Source organism: Actinomyces sp. S6-Spd3, assembly GCF_000758755.1.
Classification (GTDB): Bacteria; Actinomycetota; Actinomycetes; order Actinomycetales; family Actinomycetaceae; genus Pauljensenia.
Genome location: NZ_JRMV01000277.1, coordinates 40,604 through 61,505, shown reverse-complemented (window position 1 = coordinate 61,505; position 20,902 = coordinate 40,604). Strand labels below are relative to the sequence as shown.

Below are 20,902 nucleotides of genomic sequence, written 5' to 3'. Positions count from 1 at the left end.
GGAAAAGCCATGACTGACGAAGCCCTTCCCATTTCACAACGCCCGGCCTCGAACGCTCCCGGGCACTGGGTGCTCGCTCGCGTCGGCAAGCGCGTTCTGCGTCCCGGAGGGCTGGAACTGACCCTCCAGATGCTGTCCAATGCGCGCCTGACCGGCGCACGCGTCGTCGAGTTCGCTCCTGGACTTGGACGTACCGCAACGGAAATCCTCGCCGCGCGCCCGGCCTCGTACACGGGGATTGAAAAAGACCCCGTTGCTGCAAAGCAGGTCGCCGAGTTGGTCGCTGCGCGCGGGACAGTTGTGAACGCGGACGCGGCGGAGACCGGCTTGGACGAGGGTAGTGCCGACGTAGTCGTGGGCGAAGCCATGCTCACCATGCAGGGAGAGAAAGCTAAACGCGCGATCATTTCCGAGGCCGTGCGGCTGCTGACACCGGGAGGACGCTACGCGATCCATGAGCTTGCCCTGCAGCCCGATGATATCGACGAAGAATTGCACACGCGGATTCGTCAAGACCTTGCACGAGCTATTCACGTGAACGCACGTCCCTTGACCTGCGAACAGTGGGCGGAACTACTGGAAGAATGCGGCCTCGTTGTTGAAACGATTCAAACTGCGCCGATGGCTCTACTCGATTTCTCGCGCAATGTCCGTGACGAAGGCTTTGTACAGACACTGCGAATCATTCGAAATGTTCTTTCGGATCGAGAGCTGCGCGCCCGTGTGTTAGGAATGAGAAAGACTTTCCGCACCTATCAAGATTCAATGTGCGGGGTGACAATCGTGGCCCACAAGCCGCTGGAAGGAGACACCGATGACGTTCAGTGACGACACCAATCTTGAGGTCCCCGTGCCGATCATGACCGATGTTCAAGACATTGCGTCCATGATTCAGGTCAATGAGGGGGCAACGGTTTCTCGCACGGTTATGCACTGTGAGGGAATGCGATTGGTTCTTTTCTCCTTCGATACCGACGAACTACTTAGTGAGCACACTGCGGCAATGCCCGTGATTCTTCAGACCCTCGAGGGTGCTCTGGAAATCAGCGCTGACGGTCGTACAGTGATTCTGCGCCCCGGTGATGTCATCCACTTCGGAACGCGTCTGCCTCACGCCGTGCGCGCGCTTGAGCCTTCCAAGATGGCGCTGTTCATGTTGGATTCACGTGAACGATCACCGAAGAAGTAATCGGACTCTGTTCTGTTGAGGGGTAAAGGCCTAGGCCTTCACCCCTCAACAGTTTCACCTTGTAGGTGCGCGGAAATGCGCGTTAATACCTAGAAGTAGCTTGCAAGGGGTCCAGCATCAGTTGCGATCACGTGAACCGGAGTATCGAAGACATCAGTGAGTACTTGGTCTGTCATGATCTCTTCGGGACTGCCCTGGTAAGCGATAATGCCGTCTTTGAGCGCAACGATGCGCGTGGCATAGCGGGCAGCAAAATTAATGTCGTGAAGAACAATGACGATGGTGCGCTTAAATTCTTCAGCTGCCCGCTTGAGTAGTTTCATCATCTCAACGCTGCGTGCGATATCCAGATTATTGAGGGGCTCGTCAAGAAGGATGTAGTCCGTTTCCTGGCATAAAACCATCGCGACGTAGGCGCGTTGACGTTGCCCACCGGATAGCTGGTCAAGATAACGCGTTTCGATCGAGTCGAGTCCCAAGAAATTGATGTAACGGGTGATGATTTCTTCATCCTGGGTATTCAGGTGCCCATGGCTGTGTGGAAAACGACCGAAGGCAACAAGCTGGCGGACAGTCAGGCGCGATACGAAATGATTCTCCTGGCGAAGAATAGACAAGATCTTCGCCAGTTCTTTCGATTTTGTTGTTGAGACATCCGCGCCGCCGACTGTAATTGTGCCCTCATCGATGCGGAGGAGACGTCCAATCATGGTCAGAAGCGTCGACTTTCCAGCGCCGTTCGGGCCGACGAGGGCGGTAATGCCGCCGCGCGGAAGCTCAAGGCTGACGGGACCGATGTGGACGGCCTCGGAATAATGCTTAGCGACTGCATTGAGCTGAATCATAGACGTCCCTTCTTCAGAATCGTCACGATAAAGGCCAGACCGCCGATGAATTCGATAATGATCGATACGACGCCCTGTGCATTAAAGATATGGTTCATCAAGAAATACGAGGCGGAAAGAATTGCCAGACCAAGGGCAACCGACATTGCGAATAAGTATTTGTGATCGCTGGTTGGTGAGAACTGGTAGGAAAGCGTTGCGACTAAGAACCCAAGGAAAGTCATCGGGCCGACGAGCGCAGTCGATGTGGCGATCAGTAGAGAAACCAGAACCAATACGATGATGCTGGTGTGTTTGTGGTTGAGACCGAGGTTAGTGGCGGTCTCGCGCCCCAAAGCGATGACATTGAGCCGGTTCGAGAGAAGAAAAAGGGAAAGCGCCGCGATAGCGACGATAGGGAGAGCAACGGGGTAGTAGGCGCGATCAGCGTTTGAGATTGAGCCGAATAGGCGGGCAGTCAGGACGTCGAATTCGCTGGGGGTCAATAACCTTTGCATGAAGGTGGCAACGGATCCAAGGCCCGCCCCCAACATCACTCCAATCAAGAGCATTGCGTGCATTGACGCATGTTGGCTGGTTAAAAGCCACGAATACAAAAGCAGAGTGAAGAGAACCATGATGGCCAGCTGGAAGATGAACATCGGTAGGTTCTGCGCAGCGTTAAACCCCGCAACACCGGCAAAGAAAATAACGGATGTATTGATCACGCGGTACAGGGATTCAAAACCGAGGATCGAGGGGGTAATAATCCGATTGCCTGCAACGGTTTGGAAGGCAACGGTTGCAAGGCCCTGACATATGGCGACAACCGCGATTGCAAGGATGGAAAACGCGCGCCTTCTGGCAATCGGCCAAAACTTTGGACTGGTGACAGGAACCGGATTCTTCCACAGCAATAGGCCAACACAACAAATGGCCGCAACGATCAGTGTCGCGGCAAAGAGCAGCCACCAGCGTCGCTGAGCAGAAGAATTTACAAAGGAAGATGATGAAGAGCGCTTCATTGCAATCCTCCTTTGCGGCTTTGACGCAGGATGAGTGCAATAAAGACGAAGGCCCCGACGATCCCCAAGATGACAGAGACGGGCATCTCGAAGGGGGAGATAATCGTCCGCGCTAGAAGATCAGCAATCGTAACAAGAGCGATGCCGGAGAGGCAGACCCAGGGAAGGTTTTGGCGAAGGTGGTCCCCCAAAGCCATGGAGATCAGGTTGGGAACGACAAGGCCAAGGAAAGGCAGGGAGCCAACGACAACGGTAACGACACCTGTGGCTAAGGCGATTAACCCCGTGGCAATGAGGATTACTCGGTGATAGTTCACGCCTAAGGTCGTTGCGATGTCTTCACCGAGGCCCACCGCTGTTAGGCGATCGGCGAGGACGACGACGCCAAGAACAGCAAGCGTGACGATCCAAAGAATTTCATACTGGCCGGTATAAACACTGGTGAAGGATCCTTGGAACCATACGCTGAGGTTTTGAAGAGTATTTGTTTCAAGCGCAAGGAAGGTCGAAACTGCCGAAACGACCGCTCCCAGCATCATTCCCATGATGGGAACCAACAGTGAAGAACGCAGAGATACCCTTCGGAGTAAGGCAAAAAACACCATGGTCCCCAAGAAAGCAAAGGCAACTGCGACCGTCATACGAAGAAGGACTGACGCGCTGGGATAAACGATCATAATCGCCAGCAATCCCAAGCCTGCCCATTCGGTGGTTCCCGTTGTCGTGGGTTCTGCGAAGCGGTTCTGAGTAATGATCTGCATGACCAGACCGCACATCGACATCGCAGCACCCGAAAGTATGAGTGCGACGGTCCGCGGGATACGAACGGTCATGAACATGTCCCATCCGTCATCGTGGGACAGAATTGAATATTCCCCGGTGCACAACGAAAGAATGAGAAGTCCAAGGACGGCAAACGCAGAGGCAAGCAGTGCGATGCGTCGTTTAAGGACTCGGGATGAGCGTTGGTTTGTCACGGAAGTTTGAACCATAAGTGTGTTGTGGGTGTGTTGGCCCTGGAAAGGACCAACACACCCCTGTGTTAAGAATGAGTTCTCAGGCGAAGGACTGGGAACTTACTTATTTGCCGCAGCCTTTTCAAAGGAATCTGCAATCGAGTTCAAGATCTTCGTGTATGTGATGATGGACTCGTTGGTGTAGGTGTCATTCGGTGCGTAAACCGTCTGCCCCTTCGTCAGGGCAGTGACATTCTTCAGCGCAGCATTTCCGTCGATAACTGACTGCGCGGGAGTGTAGCTACCTTCCTTGGAAATCGCGGCGTCGCGGTCAAGAACGAAGATCCAGTCGGGGTTTGCCTGGGCAATGGCCTCGACGGAAATATCGTCACCGGTGTGAGAGTCGGTGCTGCCCTGAACTTCAAGCGCGGGCTTGAGGCCCAGAAGATCGAAGATCGGTCCCCATGTGCGGCCCTTGGAAGGAGCAACGTAGCCGATGTTGCCACCGGAAACGTCCACGGCCATGACGGTGGACTTACCGTCGTATGCCTTCTTTGCGCGATCGAGCGCATTGTTGAAGTCATCGACCAGCTTCTTTGCGTCCTCTTGGTGTCCGAAAATCTCACCGAGGTCGGTGACCTGACGATTGAGTTCTTCGTTGAGAGGCTTGCCCTCACGCGGTTCAAGGTTGATCAGCGGAACACCGGGGTTCATTTCTGCAATCTGCGAATCAAATCGAGTGAAACGCTGACCTGAGATGATCAGATCGGGGTTTGATGCTGCAAGAGCTTCGAGGTTTGGGTCGCGGTGCATGCCGATATCGGCGACGGAGTCGGTGTTGTAGGCCTTGACGGTCGAAGGGATGAGCTTCTTCGGAGCAGCAACCAAGGGAACGTTCCACTGTGCCAAGACCTCGAATGTGCGGTTGTCGAGCGAAGCGACGCGCTGGACGGGCAGCTTGATCTCAACGTTTCCTTGGTCGGATTCGATAGTGACCGAGCTGGGTGCGGAGCTGCTTGAGCTTGCGGGCGCGCTTGTGGGGGATTGGCTTGACGAGGCCGTGCCCCCTGAGCAAGCGGTTAGAGCCATCAAAGATGCTGCACCAAGAGCGGTCAGAGACAGGAGCTTACGCGACATTTTTTCTCCAGCAGAATACGAAAATAGCGGGCGTGCAGGCCTCGTTAATTAAGAAAGGCTTACCTAACTAAAAGTAGGTGAGTAGGAATTCTGTGGCAACTATTGCGGATCATCTCACTGTTTTGACGGGCAGCCCGTCAGATCGCGGCCTACTCAAGCAGGCCTTTCACGGCAGTATCCAACTCACGCAGCCAGGCCTCGGCGGAAGCATCCGAAGGCATACGCCAGTCTCCGCGCGGGGAAAGCGACCCGCCCGCCATAACCTTAGGCCCATTGGGGAGTGCACTGCGCTTGAACTGCTGAGTGAAATAACGACGGATAAACAGACGCTCCCACTTCACGATCTCGTCCAAGGAATACGAAACCTTGTCCTCTTCGGGGTAGCCAGCTGGCCAATCCCCGCGAGATGCATCCGACCACGCGTGCTCCGCCAAGAATGCAATCTTTGAGGGCCGCGCCCCGCGTCGAAGCACGTAGTACAAGTTGAAGTCTTGCAGGTTGTAGGGGCCGATCTTGTCCTGAGTGGACTGCATCTTTTGTCCGGGCTTTGCGGGAACAAGCTCCGGAGAAATTTCGGTTCCCAGAATCGACAGCAAGATCTCGCCAACTTCGGGGGAGAACTGGCCAGAAGACACCACCCAACGAATCAAGTGCTGGATCATCGTCTTCGGGACGCCGGTATTGACGGCGTAGTGGCTCATCTGGTCGCCCACACCGTAAGTGCACCAACCCAGCGCAAGCTCTGACAGGTCGCCAGTACCCAAGACGATACCGCCCAGGTGATTTGCGAGGCGGAAAAGATAGTCCGTGCGCAGTCCTGCCTGAACATTCTCAAAGGTCACGTCATAGTCGTCGTGGCCATCGGCGTAGGGGTGATCGATATCGGCCAGCATCTGCCTGGCTGCGGGGGTGATATCGATTTCCTTGAAGGAGACTCCCAAGCTTTCGCACAGCGCAATCGCATTGGTCTTTGTGCGTGCAGAAGTCGCAAAGCCGGGAAGGGTGTAGCCCAAGATATCTGTACGCGGGCGGCCCAAGAGGTCCATCGCACGAGCCGCAACGATCAGCGCGTGCGTTGAATCCAAACCGCCAGAAACCCCAATGACAATCTTGGGCTGGCCAATAGCGCTCAAACGCTTCGCGAGCCCCGCAACCTGGATGTTGTAGGCCTCGTAGCAGTCCTGCTCCAGCTGGTTCGGATCATCGGGGACGAAGGGGAAGCGATCGACCTCGCGTTCCAAACCCAGATCCGTTCGCGGCGGGTTCATCTCAATGGCAATGCTGTAGGGGCGTGGAATTGAGAGGCCCTCAAGCATCTTTTGAGCGTTGTCGGTGAAAGAATTCTGACGCGTGCGCTCGGTGCGCAGGTGCTCGACATCGACGTCCGCAGTGGTGATCTGGGTTCCCGAGGCGAAGCGCTGCCCGGCGGCAAGAAGCTGGCCGGCCTCGTAGATCAGGGTCTGCCCATCCCACGCAAGGTCGGTCGTTGACTCACCCGGGCCGGCGGCAGTGTAGACGTACGCGCAGGCACAGCGCGCGGAGGTCGACTGTGCCAGGAGCTTGCGTTCGTCGCCTCGTCCGACGGTGATCGGGGAGGCGCTCAGGTTGAGCAGCACCGTTGCGCCTGCGAGCGCAAGGAGTGAAGCGGGGGTGACGGGAACCCACATGTCTTCGCAGACCTCAATACCCACACACAGCCCCGGGATATCAGTGACATCGATCGTCACGGAGCCAAAAGGCAGCAGGGGAGCGTCCCCCGTGTAGGGCTCTGTTGGGGCCCACGGAGCCTGAAGAAGATCGTTATCAAAGCTCGGCGGAGTCACGAAATGACGCTTTTCGTAGAACTCGCGGTAGTTCGGAAGATAGGACTTCGGGATGACTGCAAGTGCGCGGCCTCGGTGGATTGCAACCGCGCAATTGTACAGGGCTGCTCCCTTGCGTAGCGGCGCGCCCACAACGATTAAGGGGAGGAGATCTGCGCTGGCAGCAATGATGGTGGTGAGCGCGCGCTCGACCTCATCGAGGAGAACGTCTTGAAGGAGAAGATCGTCGATTGCATACCCCGAAACGCACAGCTCAGGGAAGAGCGCGATCGAGACGCCGCGTTCATCGCAGCTTCGCGCGGCTGCAATGATTTCTTCGGCATTGGCCAGTGGCTGTGCGGGATGAACGGGGAGCGTCACTGCCGCCACGCGCGCGAAGCCCTGGTCATAAAGGGAATGGAAGTTCATGGCTTTCCTCCTGAGTCGCTAGGGCTATTGTCGCCTACTTGGGCGGGTTGCGCCTTCCCGAGGCCGTGCCTGCGCAGGCGTGTTTAGTTCAGTTCCTTTATGACAGCCTCAAAAGACTGAGCAATGGGGTCGCGGATGATGAGGTCAGCGTCAGCATCGGCGTTCGTTGGCGTCGCGTTCATCAAGACCAGGTGTGAGCCTGAGAAATAGTTGAGCAGTCCGGCGGCGGGATAGACGACCAGAGATGTTCCAGCCACGATCAAGAGATCGGCGTGTGCAATTGCCTGAACGGCGCTAGTGATGACGTCCTCGTTCAGTGCCTCGCCATACATGACGATATCGGGACGGAGCTGTCCGTGGCAGCGCGGACAGGTCGGGACTAACTCTTCAAAGGCCTCGGGAATAGAGGAAAAGGGATAGCCTGCCCCGCAATTGGTGCACAGCAGGTGTTCCCAATTACCGTGGAGCTCCCAGACTGTGCGTGAACCCGCCCGCTGGTGAAGACCGTCGATATTTTGGGTGATGACACATTCGAGAAGCCCAGATGACTCCAGCGAAGCAAGCGCGCGGTGGGCGCCATTGGGCGCTACCGGCTTATGGACTTCGCGGAACCACTCCCAATAGGCCTCGGGATGAACCGAAAAGAAATCGATACTGAGGACCTGTTCCAAGGGGATTGTGCGCTCTTGGAAGTAGAAGCCGTTTGCGCCGCGGAAATCTGGAATACCTGACTCCGTGGAGACTCCCGCACCGCCGAAAAATACTGTTGAAGCAGAGGTGCGAATCCAATTCGCAAGGGTTGAAATATCAGTGGTCATCGTGGCTCCTTTGACGATGGAACCGTTTAAGAATACGCCGAGGCCGGGGCTGCTATGTGCACCCCGGCCTCGTATTACGTGGAAAAGACGCGTCAGATCAGCGTGAGAGCCTGACGTGCGATTGCCAGCTCCTCGTTGGTAGGAACAACCATGACGGTAACAGAGGAATCATCGGTCGAAATGGTCGTTGCGGCAGAGAAACGCTGGTTGTTCACCTCGTCATTGATGCGCACACCGAAGGGGAGGAGGCGCTCGCAGACCTCGCGACGCAGATCCGCATCGTTCTCGCCAATGCCGGCGGTGAAGGTAATGACATCCAGGCCGCCAAGTTCGGCAGTGTAGGAGCCGATGTACTTGATGATGCGGGTGACGTAGATATCCAGAGCGAGGCGTGCACGGCGTGCGACCTCGGGGTCCTCAGAATCGACCATGTGGCGAACGGCGCGCATATCGTTCTCTCCGGTCAAGCCCTTGAGGCCCGACTGCTTGTTGAAGAGGTCATCGACTTCGTCGGCGCTCCAGCCGGTCTGACGCTGCAGGTGGAAAACGACGGCGGGGTCGATATCGCCGGTGCGGGTTCCCATGACCAAGCCCTCGAGAGGGGTCAGGCCCATCGAGGTGTCGATCGGACGGCCAGCCTTGACCGCGGACACCGATGCGCCATTGCCCAGGTGGAGGACGATCTGGCGCAGAGCGTCGTTACCCATGAGGCGAGCAACCTGACCCGAGACGTACTGGTGAGAAGTGCCGTGAGCGCCGTAGCGGCGCACCGCGTACTTTTCGGCGACTTCCTGCTTGAGAGCATAAGTCGCAGTCTCCTCGGGAAGACGCTGGAAGAAAGCGGTATCGAAAACTGCCACGTGAGGGGTGTCGGGCATGAGCTCGCGGGCAACGTCGATGCCCTTGAGGTGCGCGGGGTTGTGCAGGGGAGCCAAGGCGCACAGCTCATCGATCAGGTCACGGACCTCGTCGGTGATCAGTGCCGGTCCATCGAAGTACTTACCACCCTGAACGATGCGGTGACCAACGGCAACAATGTTGGCCTCGGCAAGAGAAGGGCCAACTTCGTCAAAGAGGCGCAGAACCTCGCGCATGCCAACTTCATGGTCGGCAATGGGTTCGTTCACATCGACGACCTTCTCGCCGTACTTGTGCTGGATGTGGCCCTCAGATTCGCCGATGCGCTCAACGAGGCCCTTGGCGATTGCGTCACCATTATCGGGGTTGACAAGCTGGTATTTGATGGAGGAAGAACCAGAGTTAATAACGAGAACGGTGTCGGTCACGACATACCTTCCTTGGGAGTGCTGACGACCCGGGGCAACTCGACGAAGCCGGAGGTCGTCCGCCCGGATTGTTGTGGGCAGTTAACTGAATTTTACTCGCGTCTATTACGCGGACGTGATTCGAGGGTGTGGGATTGTCCCCACACCCTCGAGAGTCGTTAGCCCTGTGCCTGAACGGCTGTCAAGGCGACGGTATTGACAATGTCTTCAACCAACGCACCGCGTGAGAGATCGTTCACGGGCTTGTTGAGTCCCTGCAAAACCGGGCCAATCGCAACGGCGCCGGAAGAACGCTGAACGGCCTTGTAGCCAATATTTCCAGCGTTGAGCGAGGGGAAGATAAAGACGTTCGCGTGGCCCGCGACGGGGGAGTCGGGCAGCTTGACCGAGGCGACGGCCTCGTCAACGGAAGCGTCGAACTGGATCGGTCCCTCAAGCGCCAGCTCGGGAGCCTTCTCGCGGGCAAGGCGGGTGGCCTCGACAACCGCATCCACGTCCACGCCCGAACCAGAGGTGCCGGTCGAGTAGGAGAGCATGGCAACCTTCGGGTCGAGGCCGAACTGGCGCGCGGTCGCGGCCGAGGAGATGGCGATATCTGCCAGCTGCTCGGGGGTCGGGTTGGGGTTGACTGCGCAGTCGCCGAATGCCCACACGCGATCCTTCAGCAGCATGAGGAAAACCGAAGAAACGATCGAGACACCGGGGGCAGTCTTAATGATCTGGAAGGAAGGAACGATGGTGTGAGCGGTGGTGTGGATGGCGCCTGACACCATGCCGTCGGCGTCGCCCATGTGGACCATCATCGTGCCGAAGTAGGAAACGTCGCGAACCTTATCGCGAGCCTGCTCAATGGTCACGCCCTTCTTGGCGCGCAGGCGTGCGAATTCCTCCGCGTAGCGCTCTGCGTATGCGGGGTCATCAACGGAAACGACGGCAGCTGCCGAAACATCCAAGCCAAGCTCCGCTGCACGTGCGTTGATCGCCTGAGCATCGCCGAGCAATACGAGGTCGGCAATTCCGCGCTCAAGAACGATTGCGGCTGCGCGCAGGACGCGATCATCTTCGGGTTCGGGCAAGACGATGCGCTTGCGGTTGGAGCGGGCGCGCTCGATGAGGTCTGCCTGGAAAGACAAGGGAGTGACGACCTGCGGTGCCTCAAGCGCCGAGGCCGCTTCCAGAGTTTGTGCGCTGAAAGGCAGTTCCAGAACGGGCAGTTCCGTCTGAACGTGCGAGGCCATGGCTGCGGGGAGAGCAACTGCGGCCAGGCGGGTTGCGTGCTGGCGTGCGCGGCGCTCAAGAACTTCAATCTCGCGCTGAACGAGCTCGGGCGATGCGCCTTCGGTGTCAAGAGCGGCGATCACGCGCGCATTCGTTGAAGCAGCGACGTCGAGGTTCCAGCCCAAGGTGTCGAAAGTTGACACGGAGCCTTCGGGGAGTGCGTCAATGAGGACGGTGTCTTCTGTGTGAGAGCGGATATCTTCCACGACGCGGGGAAGGGCTTGCTCGGGGTTGGAGGTGATGGCCTCGATTGTTGAGGTGCCACCGGCGCTCACCCGTGCCAGCGTTGATGAGGGGACAAGCTTGGCGAAGTCGTCACTGACCTGTGAGGCGGCTTCTGCCTGTGCGGCAATGACGATAAAACGGGCGGTCACGTCTGCTCCTTGCGTGTTGGGTCTAGTTGTGCGGCTGTTTGGTCGGAAACCAAGGAAGCCAACGGGACTATGGTAGTCCTCCCGTATTGAGTGCGTCGCGCTCATCCCCGGTGACGCGATAGGCTGTGCGTTATGGAAGAGGAATCCTCAGGATCGACAGGTGGAATTGCGACGCTCGCGAGCGTTGCTTTTGTTGTCCTCTCCTGCACGACGATGGCTGTCCTTGCGGTGATGAATCATCCGCACAAAGCGGTTCTCGTACTAGTGGGAACCATGTTCATCATGGCGGCGATGCGCGCGGTGTGGCCTGGTCGCCCATGGTTTGCTTCACGTCGTCGGTGGGCCGATGTTGGGCTCTATGTCGTTCTTGGAGCGCTTATTTGGTACTTCTCTCCCTACACCGCAACCCTCGGCCTCGGTTAATGTGACCCAGTAAACATTTGTTTCATATTGTGGGCAGTGCTGACTTCTTGTTCTAAACCTGAGACTCTTGCCAAGTCCGTAATCAATCACAAGAGGTTTATGCAATGAGAAAGTTCCTCGAACAAAGCGGCATCCTTTTATGGGTGCTGGCGGCTATTGTTTTGGCTTTGGTCCTCGGCTCCGTCACCGTCGGTGGGTCCCACATTATGCCCTCCGCTCTGGGCAATGTGTTCGTCACTTTCTCTACAATTTTTGGCCAGTTCCTCTCCTTCTCAATTCCGCTGATCATCATCGGCCTGGTAACCCCTGCAATCGCAGACCTCGGTAAGGGAGCCGGCCACTGGCTGGGACTCACCGCCGCTCTTGCCTACGCCTCGACGATGTTCGCAGGCTTCTTGACCTACGGAGTGTGTGCCTACTTCTTCCCGAAGGTTCTTGTTGGGCAGCTGACTCAGGTCGAAACTCCGAAGGAAGTTCTCAAGACCTACTTCACCATCGAAATGCCTCCGGTCGTCGGCGTGATGACCGCGCTCTTGCTCTCCTTCGTTATTGGAATTGGCCTGTCCTTGGTGCCCCGGGGCGTTCTGCGTAAGGGCTTCATTGAGTTCCGCGCAATCATCACCCGCTTGATCGAGAACATCATCGTTCCGCTACTTCCCCTGCACATCTTCGGTATCTTCTTGAACCTCACCTACACCGGCGAAGCGGTTCACATTATGCGCACGCTCATCCGCGTCGTCGTGATCGTGCTCATCCTCGAAGTTGTCATTCTGCTCACGCAGTACTTTGTTGCCGGTGCGGTTGGCCGCGTCAACCCCTTCAAGGCCATCTTCACCATGCTCCCGGCGTACTTGACCGCTTTGGGAACCTCGTCCTCGGCAGCAACGATTCCTGTCACCTTGCGCCAGACCCGAAAGAATGGCGTGTCGGATGCTGTCTCTTCGTTCACGATTCCTCTTTGTGCAACGATCCACCTGGCAGGATCGACCTCGAAGATCTTCGCCTTTGCCTTCGCGATCGTCTACACCCAGGGCATGACCGTGACCACTACGCAGTGGGTCGGATTTATCTTCATGCTCGGTATCACCATGGTTGCTGCTCCGGGTGTCCCCGGCGGTGCAATTATGGCGGCAACCGGTATCTTGCAGTCGATGCTGGGCTTCGATGATTCTGCAGTTGCTCTGATGATTGCCACCTACATTGCGCTGGACTCCTTCGGAACTGCAACGAACGTGACCGGTGACGGTGCAATCGCGATCATCATGGATCGCGTCACCGGCGGCAAGTTGGGGCCCGAGGGCGATTCCGAGCACACTCGTGAGCTTGCCTTCGATGGAATGGCATACCTCCACAAGGTTTCTGTCGAGGGCGTTGTGAGCCCCGAAGAGCTGGCAGAGTCTGCTGCTCTGAACGGCACGACCATCACCGAGAGCGGTCGTTCCTGAACAATTTCTCACCGCGAATTTAAGGTGGATGCAACGGCGTGCATTAAGCAATAGACTTAATGCACGCCGTTCGCTGTTGATCACTGTGGGAATGGAGCATGACTCGTGGAGCAAGTCGCCATCGATAGCACGTCAGAACCGATAAAGATCGGTGTCCTCACCTCTGGCGGGGATGCGCAGGGAATGAATGCCGCGGTTCGCGCAGTCGTCCGCACCTCTCTTGCCCGAGGCGCTCGCCCCTTTGCGATCCTCGACGGTTGGTCGGGCGCAGTTAAAGGTGGCGATAGCATTCGCCCCATGACCTGGACCGATGCCTCAGGAATCCTTGCACAGGGCGGAACGGTCATCGGTACCGCTCGTTGTCCAGAATTTCGCGAGTACGAAGGCCGCCACGCAGCGGCACTGCACCTGATTGAGCAGGGGATCGACCGCCTCGTCGTCATTGGCGGCGATGGATCGCTGTCGGGAACCGAAGAATTCCGCACGGAATGGGCCCAGCACCTCAGTGAGCTGGTCAATGAAGGGCAGATCAGCGCCGAACAAGCGAAAGCGCATGAGCGCCTCTACATCGTCGGACTGGTTGGTTCCATCGACAACGATATGGTCGGCACCGACATGACGATCGGCGCGGACACCGCACTGCACCGAATCGTCGACGCAATCGACCAAATTTCTTCAACCGCGGCCTCGCACCAGCGCACTTTCATTGTCGAGGTCATGGGACGTCACTGCGGGTACCTTCCCTTGATGTCTGCGGTCGCAGGCGGCGCAGACTATGTCTTTACCCCTGAAGACCCGGCTCGCGACGGCTGGGAAGACGAGATGGTCAACCTGCTCAAGGAAGGGCGCGCTGCAGGGCGACGCGAATCGATCATCATCGTCGCCGAAGGAGCAATGGATCGCGCGGGAAATCCCATTACTTCCCAAGACATTGCCGATGCTTTCAAGGAACGTACCGGCGAAGACGCGCGAATCACCATCTTGGGCCACGTTCAACGAGGCGGTACCCCCTCTGCCTATGACCGCTGGATGTCGACCCTGCTTGGCTATGCCGCGGTTCAAGAAATCCTTAATCCCGCAGATCCCGATGTTGCTTCGATTCTGGGCGTGCGGCACAACCGAGTGACCCGCATTCCGCTCATGGAAGCGGTTCATGAAACTCGCGGCGTTAAAGACCTCATCAAGGCCGGGGATTTCCAGTCTGCTCAGGCTGCTCGCGGTCGTTCATTCACCGTGATGGTGGGGATCAACCAGCTTCTGGCGACGCCTCCTCATCTTGCGGACAATCCCCCGAAGGAAAGTGGCAAGCGTGTCGCCATTCTGCACGCCGGAGGCCTCGCGCCGGGCATGAACACCGCGGCACGTGCAGCGGTCAGGCTCGGCATCGCTAAGGGATGGACGATGCTCGGAATTGACGGCTCATGGGCCGGCTTGGCAGATAACCAAGTGCGTGAATTGACGTGGGAAGACGTTGAAGGATGGGCTTTCCAAGGCGGTGCTGAACTGGGCACTCGTCGCCCGATTCCCCCCGTCAATGAATACTACGCACTGGGCCGCGCGATCGAGCGCAATGAGATTGATGCGCTCTTGGTCGTCGGAGGCCTGAACGCTTACCTTGCCGTCAAGGAAATGACGAACGAATTGGATCGCTACCCGGCGTTCCGCATCCCGATCGTTCTGGTTCCGGCCTCGATCGATAACAACCTTCCCGGTGCGGAACTAGCAATCGGTACCGATACTGCGCTCAACAACGCGGTGTGGGCGCTTGATCGGATCAAGGAAAGTGCTGCGGCCTCGAAGCGTTGTTTCGTCGCGGAACTCATGGGGCGCCGCTGCGGATACCTAACCCTCATGGCGGGCATCGCCTCGGGCGCGGAATACGCCTACTTGAATGAAGAAAACACGACTCTGGCTGAAATTGACCAGGACGCGCATCGCATGCACCAGACCTTCGAAAACGGGCGTCGACTTTTCCTTGTCGTCGTCAACGAAGAGGCCGATGCGCACTACAACCGCGAATTCCTCGCTAACGTTTTCGAGGCTGAAAGTGGCGACCTCTACGATGTGCGTTCCTCCGCGCTGGGCCACCTCCAGCAGGGCGGAACTCCAACTCCCTATGATCGCCTTCTTGCGACTCGCCTGGTCAATGCTGCACTTAACGAATGCGCAGACCAGTTTGCCGACGGGCGAGCACAAGCCGTCTATGTAGGCGATATGGGGAATGCAATTCAGGTGCGTCCTGTTGAGCACATGTTCGATGACCTCGACTTTGCAAACCGGCGCCCCTTCAACCAATGGTGGCGTGATCTTCGCCCGATTCTGGCTGCAGTATCGGTGCAAGCGCCGCCGCGTGATCTGCAGCCAGTGACTATTATTCAGGCTGAGGGCTTTGGCCACTGAGCGGGAATACCGGAACTTTCGATAATCAGGAGAATGCACGATGAGCGCAATTGACCCGACGACGACCCCTGCCTGGGCACAACTGGACGAACACGCGGAGGTCTTTAACCCCGACCTGCGCGCATGGTTCCAAGATGATCCGCAGCGCGCCCAAAAGTGGACGCTGAATGTGGCAGACCTGCATGTTGATTTGTCCAAGAACCTGATCGATGATGCCACTTTGGAACAGCTTCTTGCACTGGCCGATCAAACCGAGGTTTTCGCTCTTCGTGACGCGATGCTGCGAGGCGATCGCATTAACGTGACTGAAAACCGTTCCGTCCTCCACACGGCACTGCGTCGCGCAGCGGGCGAGGAGCTCATCGTCGATGGACGCAACGTTGTCGCCGATGTTCGCGAGGTTTTGGAACGCGTCTATTCCTTCGCAAACCGCGTTCGCTCGGGTGAATGGGTTGGTGTCACTGGCAAGCCCGTGAAGACTGTGGTCAACGTGGGAATTGGTGGCTCTGATCTGGGTCCCGTCATGGCCTACGAAGCCCTGAAGCCCTACGTCCAAGAGGGCTTGGAGTGCCGTTTCATCTCCAATATCGATCCGACCGACGTGGGGGAGACCACTAAGGATCTGGACCCCGAAACCACCTTGGTCATCGTCGCTTCGAAGACCTTCACCACCCTGGAAACCATCACCAACGCACACGCGGTGCGCGACTGGTTCTTGAGCTCCCTGCGTGCCAAGGGGATCATTAACAATGATCCCGAGCAGGAGAAGGACGCCATCTCCAAGCACTTTGTCGCCGTTTCAACGGCTCTGGACAAGGTTGCGGAATTTGGTATCGACCCGGCGAATGCTTTCGGATTCTGGAGCTGGGTGGGCGGACGCTACTCGGTAGATTCCGCAATCGGCACCTCGCTTGCAATCGCCATCGGTCCCGAGCATTTCGAAGAATTCCTCGGCGGAATGCGCGCAATCGATCAGCACTTCGCCTCGGCAGCGCCGAAGGAAAATCTCCCGCTGATCATGGGCCTGCTCAACGTCTGGTACTCAAACTTCTTGGGTGCTGATACCCACGCAGTGCTCCCGTATTCGCAGTACCTGCACCGTTTCCCCGCCTACCTCCAGCAGCTCACCATGGAGTCCAACGGTAAGTCCGTGCGCCGCGATGGCTCTCCGGTCTTCTACGACACCGGTGAGGTTTTCTGGGGAGAACCTGGCACCAACGGTCAACATGCTTTCTACCAGCTGATTCACCAGGGAACCCGTATGGTTCCGGCAGACTTCATTGCCTTTGCCCGCCCGACCTGGCCCATCCGTGACGGCGAGGCCGATATGCACGAGCTGTTCTTGTCGAACTTCTTCGCACAGACCAAGGCGCTGGCCTTCGGCAAGACCGCGGATGAGGTCCGCGCGGAAGGAACCGCAGAAGAGCTGGTGTCGGCCCGAGTCTTTACCGGTAACCGTCCGACGACCTCGATCATGGCGCCCGCGCTGACTCCCGCTGTCCTTGGCCAGCTCATCGCCCTCTACGAGCACATCACTTTCGTTGAAGGCGCTGTGTGGGGTCTTGACTCCTTCGACCAGTGGGGCGTGGAACTTGGCAAGGTTCTCGCCAAGCAGATCCTCCCCGCAATCGAGGGTGACCAGAGCGTTTTGGCCCAGCAGGATTCCTCCACTCGCGAGCTCATCGAGTTCTACCGCGCGAACCGCACGAAGTAGTCTCTTTCTCTGAGTGAGGCACGTCGGGGGCCGCGCCGTCAGGCGTGACCCCCAGTATGTTATCGGGTTGTGCGCCGACGCCAGTAGTCGATGAGACCGATCCGTGAGGGCGGGAGCCCACAGGAGCAGCATCGGGGCGTTGGCCGCGACCAGGATGGCCACCTGCCAGCCGTTCATGCCGTCTGCGGGGGCCTGCCGTCGGCAAGGCCCAGCCAGACGGAGCCGAACCTGATGATCAGGGTGGCGCAGATGCGGTAGAGCAGGGCGTTTCCGATCCCTCCGAGAACGAGCGGCGGGAGGGACACGAGCGCTCACGCGGGAATGTCTCGCACGCGGTAGGCGATCAGGCCGCCAGCGCAGCACGCGATGCCAACCCCAAGCTGGACGGCCATGGGCAGCCAGTGGGTCGTCCCCCACGGATCGATCACGTGCCCGAGGACGGAGAGGTCTTGCGCCCACTTCGGCATGTCGATGAGGCCGCCGAAGAGGCGGGCGAAGGAACTCCACGCGATGATCGCCCACGCCAGGGACCGCCACCGCGGGGCTGCTCCCACCAGCATCGCGGCGATGCCCACCGCCGCCACGACCCCCGGCAGTTGGGTAAGCGTGAAGACGAACGCCCTGCCGGCAGCGTGGTCCTCACGAACCTGGGTCGCCATGGCGGCCGCCAGTACAGCGCCCGACACGACGAGTAGGACCACTCCTGCGCCGATGGCGTCGGCCAGGGCCGCTATGAGCGCTCGTGTGCGCGGGACCCCACAGGTCAGCGCCGCTTCGCTCAGCCCGCGTTCCTCCGACGCGGCCAGGTTGAGCACCCGCTGGACGACCGCAGTGGCTACGAGGGCCACTATCACAACCGTGAGCAACGTGGTGTACTGGACGACGGGCCGCATCTCGGGGGCGATCTTGTCGATGTAGGCGGTGCTCGACGGGTTGTTGGCGATCAGGTCGGACAAGCCGCCCGACATCGCGCCGAAGAGCGAACCTGTGAGCGCCAGTGCGAAGGCCCAGGCAGCCAGGCGCCGAACGCCCAGGCGCGCGGTCAGGCCCAGCGGGCCGCGCACGCGCCACCGCCTGGCGGACACGGAGCGGTCGGCCAGTACCGCCCCCAGCAGTTCCCGGTGGGAGTGGAGCAGCGCCGCCAGCGCCACCAGTGCGGCGGCGGCGAGCGCAAAAACGGCGAACGCCCACACGCGCTCCGCCCCGAAGGGCTCGGCCACGTCCCGCCAGGCCAGGGGGCTCAGCCAGCGCAGCCACGCGGCCCCCGTCTCGTCGGCCAGGACACGGATGGCGAAGGCCGCCCCGAAAACCGTAAAACACAATCCCCGCGCGGTTGTGGCGTCCCGCACCAACTGCGAGGCCACCAGCGCAACGCCCGCGAAAGCCCATCCCTGGGCGATGGTCACGCCGCCGAATATCAAGGCCCCCCGCAGGGACGTCTCGCCCACGACGGCGTTCACGCCGATCAGCGAGGCCGCCAGGCCCGCACCCGTGAGCGCCATGGCACCCAGCGCCCACGTGGTCGCCGATGCGAAGGGCGTCCAGCGGCCCGCGCCCGCCCCGAGGACGACCTCGACGTGGCCGTCCTGCTCGTCGCGCCGGGCAAGCGCGGTCGTGAGCATGATCGCCATGATCGCCACGAACCACAGCAGGTACCCGCCGTCCTCCCAACTGGCGAACTCGCCCACGGAGCCGGAGGCGGGGAGGGGGCCGAAGAGCAAGCGCACGCCGGGCACGCCGCGCATCTGGGACAGGAGCGCGGTGCGCTCCTCGAAAGAGGGGTACATGCGTTGCAGGGCGATCGGGTGGCCCAGTAGGAACAGCCAAAGCGGTACCATCCACGCGAGCACCTGCCACCTGTAGCGGCGCGTCGCCAGCCCCAAGCACGGGCGCAGTCCCGTGAACGCGCTCATGACGCCGCCCCCTGGTTCCCCGAGTAGTGGCTCATGAACAGGTCTTCCAGGCTTGCGGGTTCCACTTGGACGTCGTCAGCGCCCAGCTCCGCAACCACGCCAAGGACCGCGGGCACCAGGGAAGAGGGGACGTGGGTCTCCACGCGGGTGCCGGTGGGGCGGACGGGGGCGCCGAGCCCGGACAGGGCCTCGACGAGGCGGTGGCGCCGCGCGTCCGACTCCCCGACGCCGATGCGGATGGCGGTCTTGGCCAGGGAGCGCAGATACGACAGATCGCCGCTCTCCACGGTGCGCCCGTCCTTGACGATCGTCACGTGCGAGCACAGGTCCTGGACCTCCGCAAGGATATGGCTGGACAGCAGGACGGTGGCGCCCCCATCGGCGGCCTCGCGGACCGCGTCCGTGAAGACGCGCTCCATGAGAGGGTCAAGTCCCGATGTCGGCTCATCGAGGATGAGCAGGTCCACGGGCGCGGACAGGGCGGCCACGAGTGCCACCTTCTGCGCGTTGCCCTTGGAGTAGGTCCGCACTTTCTTGGTGAGGTCCAGGTTGAAGCGCTCGGTGAGCTCCTCCTCGCGGGCGCGGTCGCGCGAGCCGCGTAGGCCCGCCAGGGTGTCGAGCACCTGCCCGCCCGTGAGACTGGGCCACAGGCTCACCGATCCGGGCACGTAGGCGAGGCGACGGTTAATGTGGGAGGCAGCGCGGGTGGGGTCCATCCCCATGACCCGGGCACGGCCGCCGTCGGTGTGGTACATGCCCAGCAGCACGCGGATCGTCGTGGACTTCCCCGCGCCGTTGGGGCCCAGGAAGCCGTGGATCTGGCCCTTCCCGACCCCCAGGTCGAGGCCGTCCAGCGCCTTGACCTTCCCGAAGCTCTTGATGAGGCCCTCGGCCTCGATGAGATTAGACAAGGTCCCAGTCCTTTCCTGTTTTCTCTTCAAGTACCAGACCAAACTCTGTGTCGTCGCGAACGCGACGAAGCAAGAGCTTGATGACTTGTCTCTGGTTCGGCTCGGGATAGCCGATCTTGGACAGGCGGGCCACCTGCTTCCATAGGAGGTGCCCGGGTCCGCCGCTGGGCAGGTCTTGCAGCACTCTGAGGGCTGTCGACCTGTTGCGCTCGAGGACTGCCCACGCGGTTTCTTCAAGTTCCTTGATGACGCGCTTCCTCTCCTCGTCGTCATAAGCATCGGGGTAGCGGTTGCGGTCGAGCTTAGCGAATGTAGTGAGCATGCTGGCCACCGCTCGGTGGTCCTCGTCGCTGAGTCCATCAATGAGAGGACCCAGCGAGGATGGAATGAGTCCCGACAGCGCCAGGGTCAAGATGATGCGCCGGTCCGTGTGCACGATGGATAGCGTTGCTGGGTCCTCAATAAGGACCTCGATGCGATTGTAGAAATGTTCGAGGACGACCGGGAGCGGCGAAAGTACCTCGCCCGAGCGTACCCTGGCAACGAGTCGGTCTATCCGCTCGCACTGGTCACGCAGGACCGCCATGCGGGCTTCAATCTGGGCTCGAGTCGCCAGCAGATCGGCCTCGATGGCGTCTATCGGATGATCGGGTCGTTCGGGGAGTATCTGGGGGATCTTCCCCAGCGGGATGCCGGACTCAGCAAGCCAACGGATACGCAGCAGGCGTGCCAGGTGCTCGATTCCATAGTCGCGGTGCCCCGCGACGACCGGGGGCACAGGCAGAAGCCCCACGCGGTGGTAGTAGCGCACCGTCCGCGTCGTTGTACCCGCGAGGTCAGCCATCTCTTTGACTCTCATGGAACCCATCGAACACTGTGACCCTACGTCACTGTCAAGGGCACGCGAGAAACAGGATCGTGAACGTCTTCGTCGGAGCACGTGCACCCCAAGATTCGAGCTGATCAGCGCCGCAGTGT

Annotated in this window: 17 protein-coding genes; 6 read left to right on the top strand and 11 right to left on the bottom strand. The window is 59.4% G+C overall.

Annotated features, from left to right (window positions below):
• Positions 1–9: 9 nt before the first annotated feature.
• Both HMPREF1627_RS06280 and HMPREF1627_RS06275 read left to right on the top strand, forming a co-directional pair.
• On the top strand, positions 10–828 hold the full coding sequence (locus tag HMPREF1627_RS06280; protein ID WP_034502110.1) for a class I SAM-dependent methyltransferase: 819 nt from the start codon (positions 10–12) through the stop codon (positions 826–828).
• A 31-nt stretch (positions 829–859) separates the two neighbouring features.
• Positions 860–1,189, top strand: coding sequence for a cupin domain-containing protein (locus HMPREF1627_RS06275; RefSeq protein WP_420705311.1), 330 nt, complete (start codon positions 860–862; stop codon positions 1,187–1,189).
• A gap of 89 nt (positions 1,190–1,278) precedes the next feature.
• Here the strand turns inward: HMPREF1627_RS06275 and HMPREF1627_RS06270 are convergent, their stop codons facing one another.
• From HMPREF1627_RS06270 to pta, 8 genes are all read right to left on the bottom strand, one after another.
• A complete protein-coding gene (locus HMPREF1627_RS06270) occupies positions 1,279–2,034 on the bottom strand; it encodes an ABC transporter ATP-binding protein (protein WP_034502108.1) in 756 nt (251 codons plus the stop codon).
• Positions 2,031–3,038, bottom strand: a complete 1,008-nt coding sequence (locus HMPREF1627_RS06265; RefSeq protein ID WP_034502105.1) for an iron chelate uptake ABC transporter family permease subunit — start codon at positions 3,036–3,038, stop codon at positions 2,031–2,033. Before HMPREF1627_RS06265 ends, HMPREF1627_RS06270 begins: the two co-directional genes overlap by 4 nt.
• Entirely contained in the window at positions 3,035–4,030 is a 996-nt protein-coding gene (locus tag HMPREF1627_RS06260; RefSeq protein ID WP_034502102.1) for an ABC transporter permease, read from the bottom strand. Before HMPREF1627_RS06260 ends, HMPREF1627_RS06265 begins: the two co-directional genes overlap by 4 nt.
• An 84-nt stretch (positions 4,031–4,114) precedes the next feature.
• The gene (locus tag HMPREF1627_RS06255; RefSeq protein WP_034502101.1) at positions 4,115–5,131 is read right to left on the bottom strand and encodes a siderophore ABC transporter substrate-binding protein; all 1,017 of its coding nucleotides are present in this window, start codon (positions 5,129–5,131) and stop codon (positions 4,115–4,117) included.
• Between the two features lie 149 nt (positions 5,132–5,280).
• Complete coding sequence (locus HMPREF1627_RS06250) at positions 5,281–7,362, bottom strand: NAD(+) synthase (protein WP_034502099.1); 2,082 nt, start codon at positions 7,360–7,362, stop codon at positions 5,281–5,283.
• Between the two features lie 83 nt (positions 7,363–7,445).
• The gene (locus tag HMPREF1627_RS06245; RefSeq protein ID WP_034502096.1) at positions 7,446–8,180 is read right to left on the bottom strand and encodes an NAD-dependent protein deacylase; all 735 of its coding nucleotides are present in this window, start codon (positions 8,178–8,180) and stop codon (positions 7,446–7,448) included.
• 92 nt (positions 8,181–8,272) lie between these two features.
• On the bottom strand, positions 8,273–9,466 hold the full coding sequence (locus tag HMPREF1627_RS06240; RefSeq protein WP_034502094.1) for an acetate/propionate family kinase: 1,194 nt from the start codon (positions 9,464–9,466) through the stop codon (positions 8,273–8,275).
• 158 nt (positions 9,467–9,624) lie between these two features.
• The gene (pta, locus tag HMPREF1627_RS06235) at positions 9,625–11,118 is read right to left on the bottom strand and encodes a phosphate acetyltransferase (protein WP_034502091.1); all 1,494 of its coding nucleotides are present in this window, start codon (positions 11,116–11,118) and stop codon (positions 9,625–9,627) included.
• A gap of 132 nt (positions 11,119–11,250) precedes the next feature.
• Here pta and HMPREF1627_RS06230 point away from each other — a divergent pair, with 132 nt between their 5' ends.
• The 4 genes from HMPREF1627_RS06230 to pgi all read left to right on the top strand — a co-directional run bounded on the left by HMPREF1627_RS06230 (position 11,251) and on the right by pgi (position 17,100).
• Positions 11,251–11,541 (top strand): DUF3017 domain-containing protein, encoded by a 291-nt coding sequence (locus HMPREF1627_RS06230; RefSeq protein ID WP_034502089.1) that lies wholly within the window; start codon positions 11,251–11,253, stop codon positions 11,539–11,541.
• Positions 11,542–11,645: 104 nt separating this feature from the next.
• Positions 11,646–12,986 (top strand): dicarboxylate/amino acid:cation symporter, encoded by a 1,341-nt coding sequence (locus HMPREF1627_RS06225; protein WP_034502087.1) that lies wholly within the window; start codon positions 11,646–11,648, stop codon positions 12,984–12,986.
• A 105-nt stretch (positions 12,987–13,091) separates the two neighbouring features.
• Positions 13,092–15,386, top strand: a complete 2,295-nt coding sequence (locus HMPREF1627_RS06220) for a 6-phosphofructokinase (protein ID WP_034502085.1) — start codon at positions 13,092–13,094, stop codon at positions 15,384–15,386.
• A gap of 40 nt (positions 15,387–15,426) precedes the next feature.
• Entirely contained in the window at positions 15,427–17,100 is a 1,674-nt protein-coding gene (pgi, locus tag HMPREF1627_RS06215) for a glucose-6-phosphate isomerase (RefSeq protein WP_034502081.1), read from the top strand.
• 311 nt (positions 17,101–17,411) lie between these two features.
• Here the strand turns inward: pgi and HMPREF1627_RS06210 are convergent, their stop codons facing one another.
• From HMPREF1627_RS06210 to HMPREF1627_RS06200, 3 genes are read right to left on the bottom strand one after another with little or no spacing between them, the layout of a single operon-like run.
• Positions 17,412–19,013, bottom strand: a complete 1,602-nt coding sequence (locus tag HMPREF1627_RS06210) for an ABC transporter permease (RefSeq protein ID WP_034502080.1) — start codon at positions 19,011–19,013, stop codon at positions 17,412–17,414.
• A complete protein-coding gene (locus tag HMPREF1627_RS06205; RefSeq protein ID WP_034502079.1) occupies positions 19,010–19,924 on the bottom strand; it encodes an ABC transporter ATP-binding protein in 915 nt (304 codons plus the stop codon). Before HMPREF1627_RS06205 ends, HMPREF1627_RS06210 begins: the two co-directional genes overlap by 4 nt.
• A complete protein-coding gene (locus HMPREF1627_RS06200) occupies positions 19,917–20,768 on the bottom strand; it encodes a MerR family transcriptional regulator (protein ID WP_234305266.1) in 852 nt (283 codons plus the stop codon). The genes HMPREF1627_RS06205 and HMPREF1627_RS06200 overlap by 8 nt, the downstream gene beginning before the upstream one ends.
• Between the last annotated feature and the right edge of the window lie 134 nt (positions 20,769–20,902).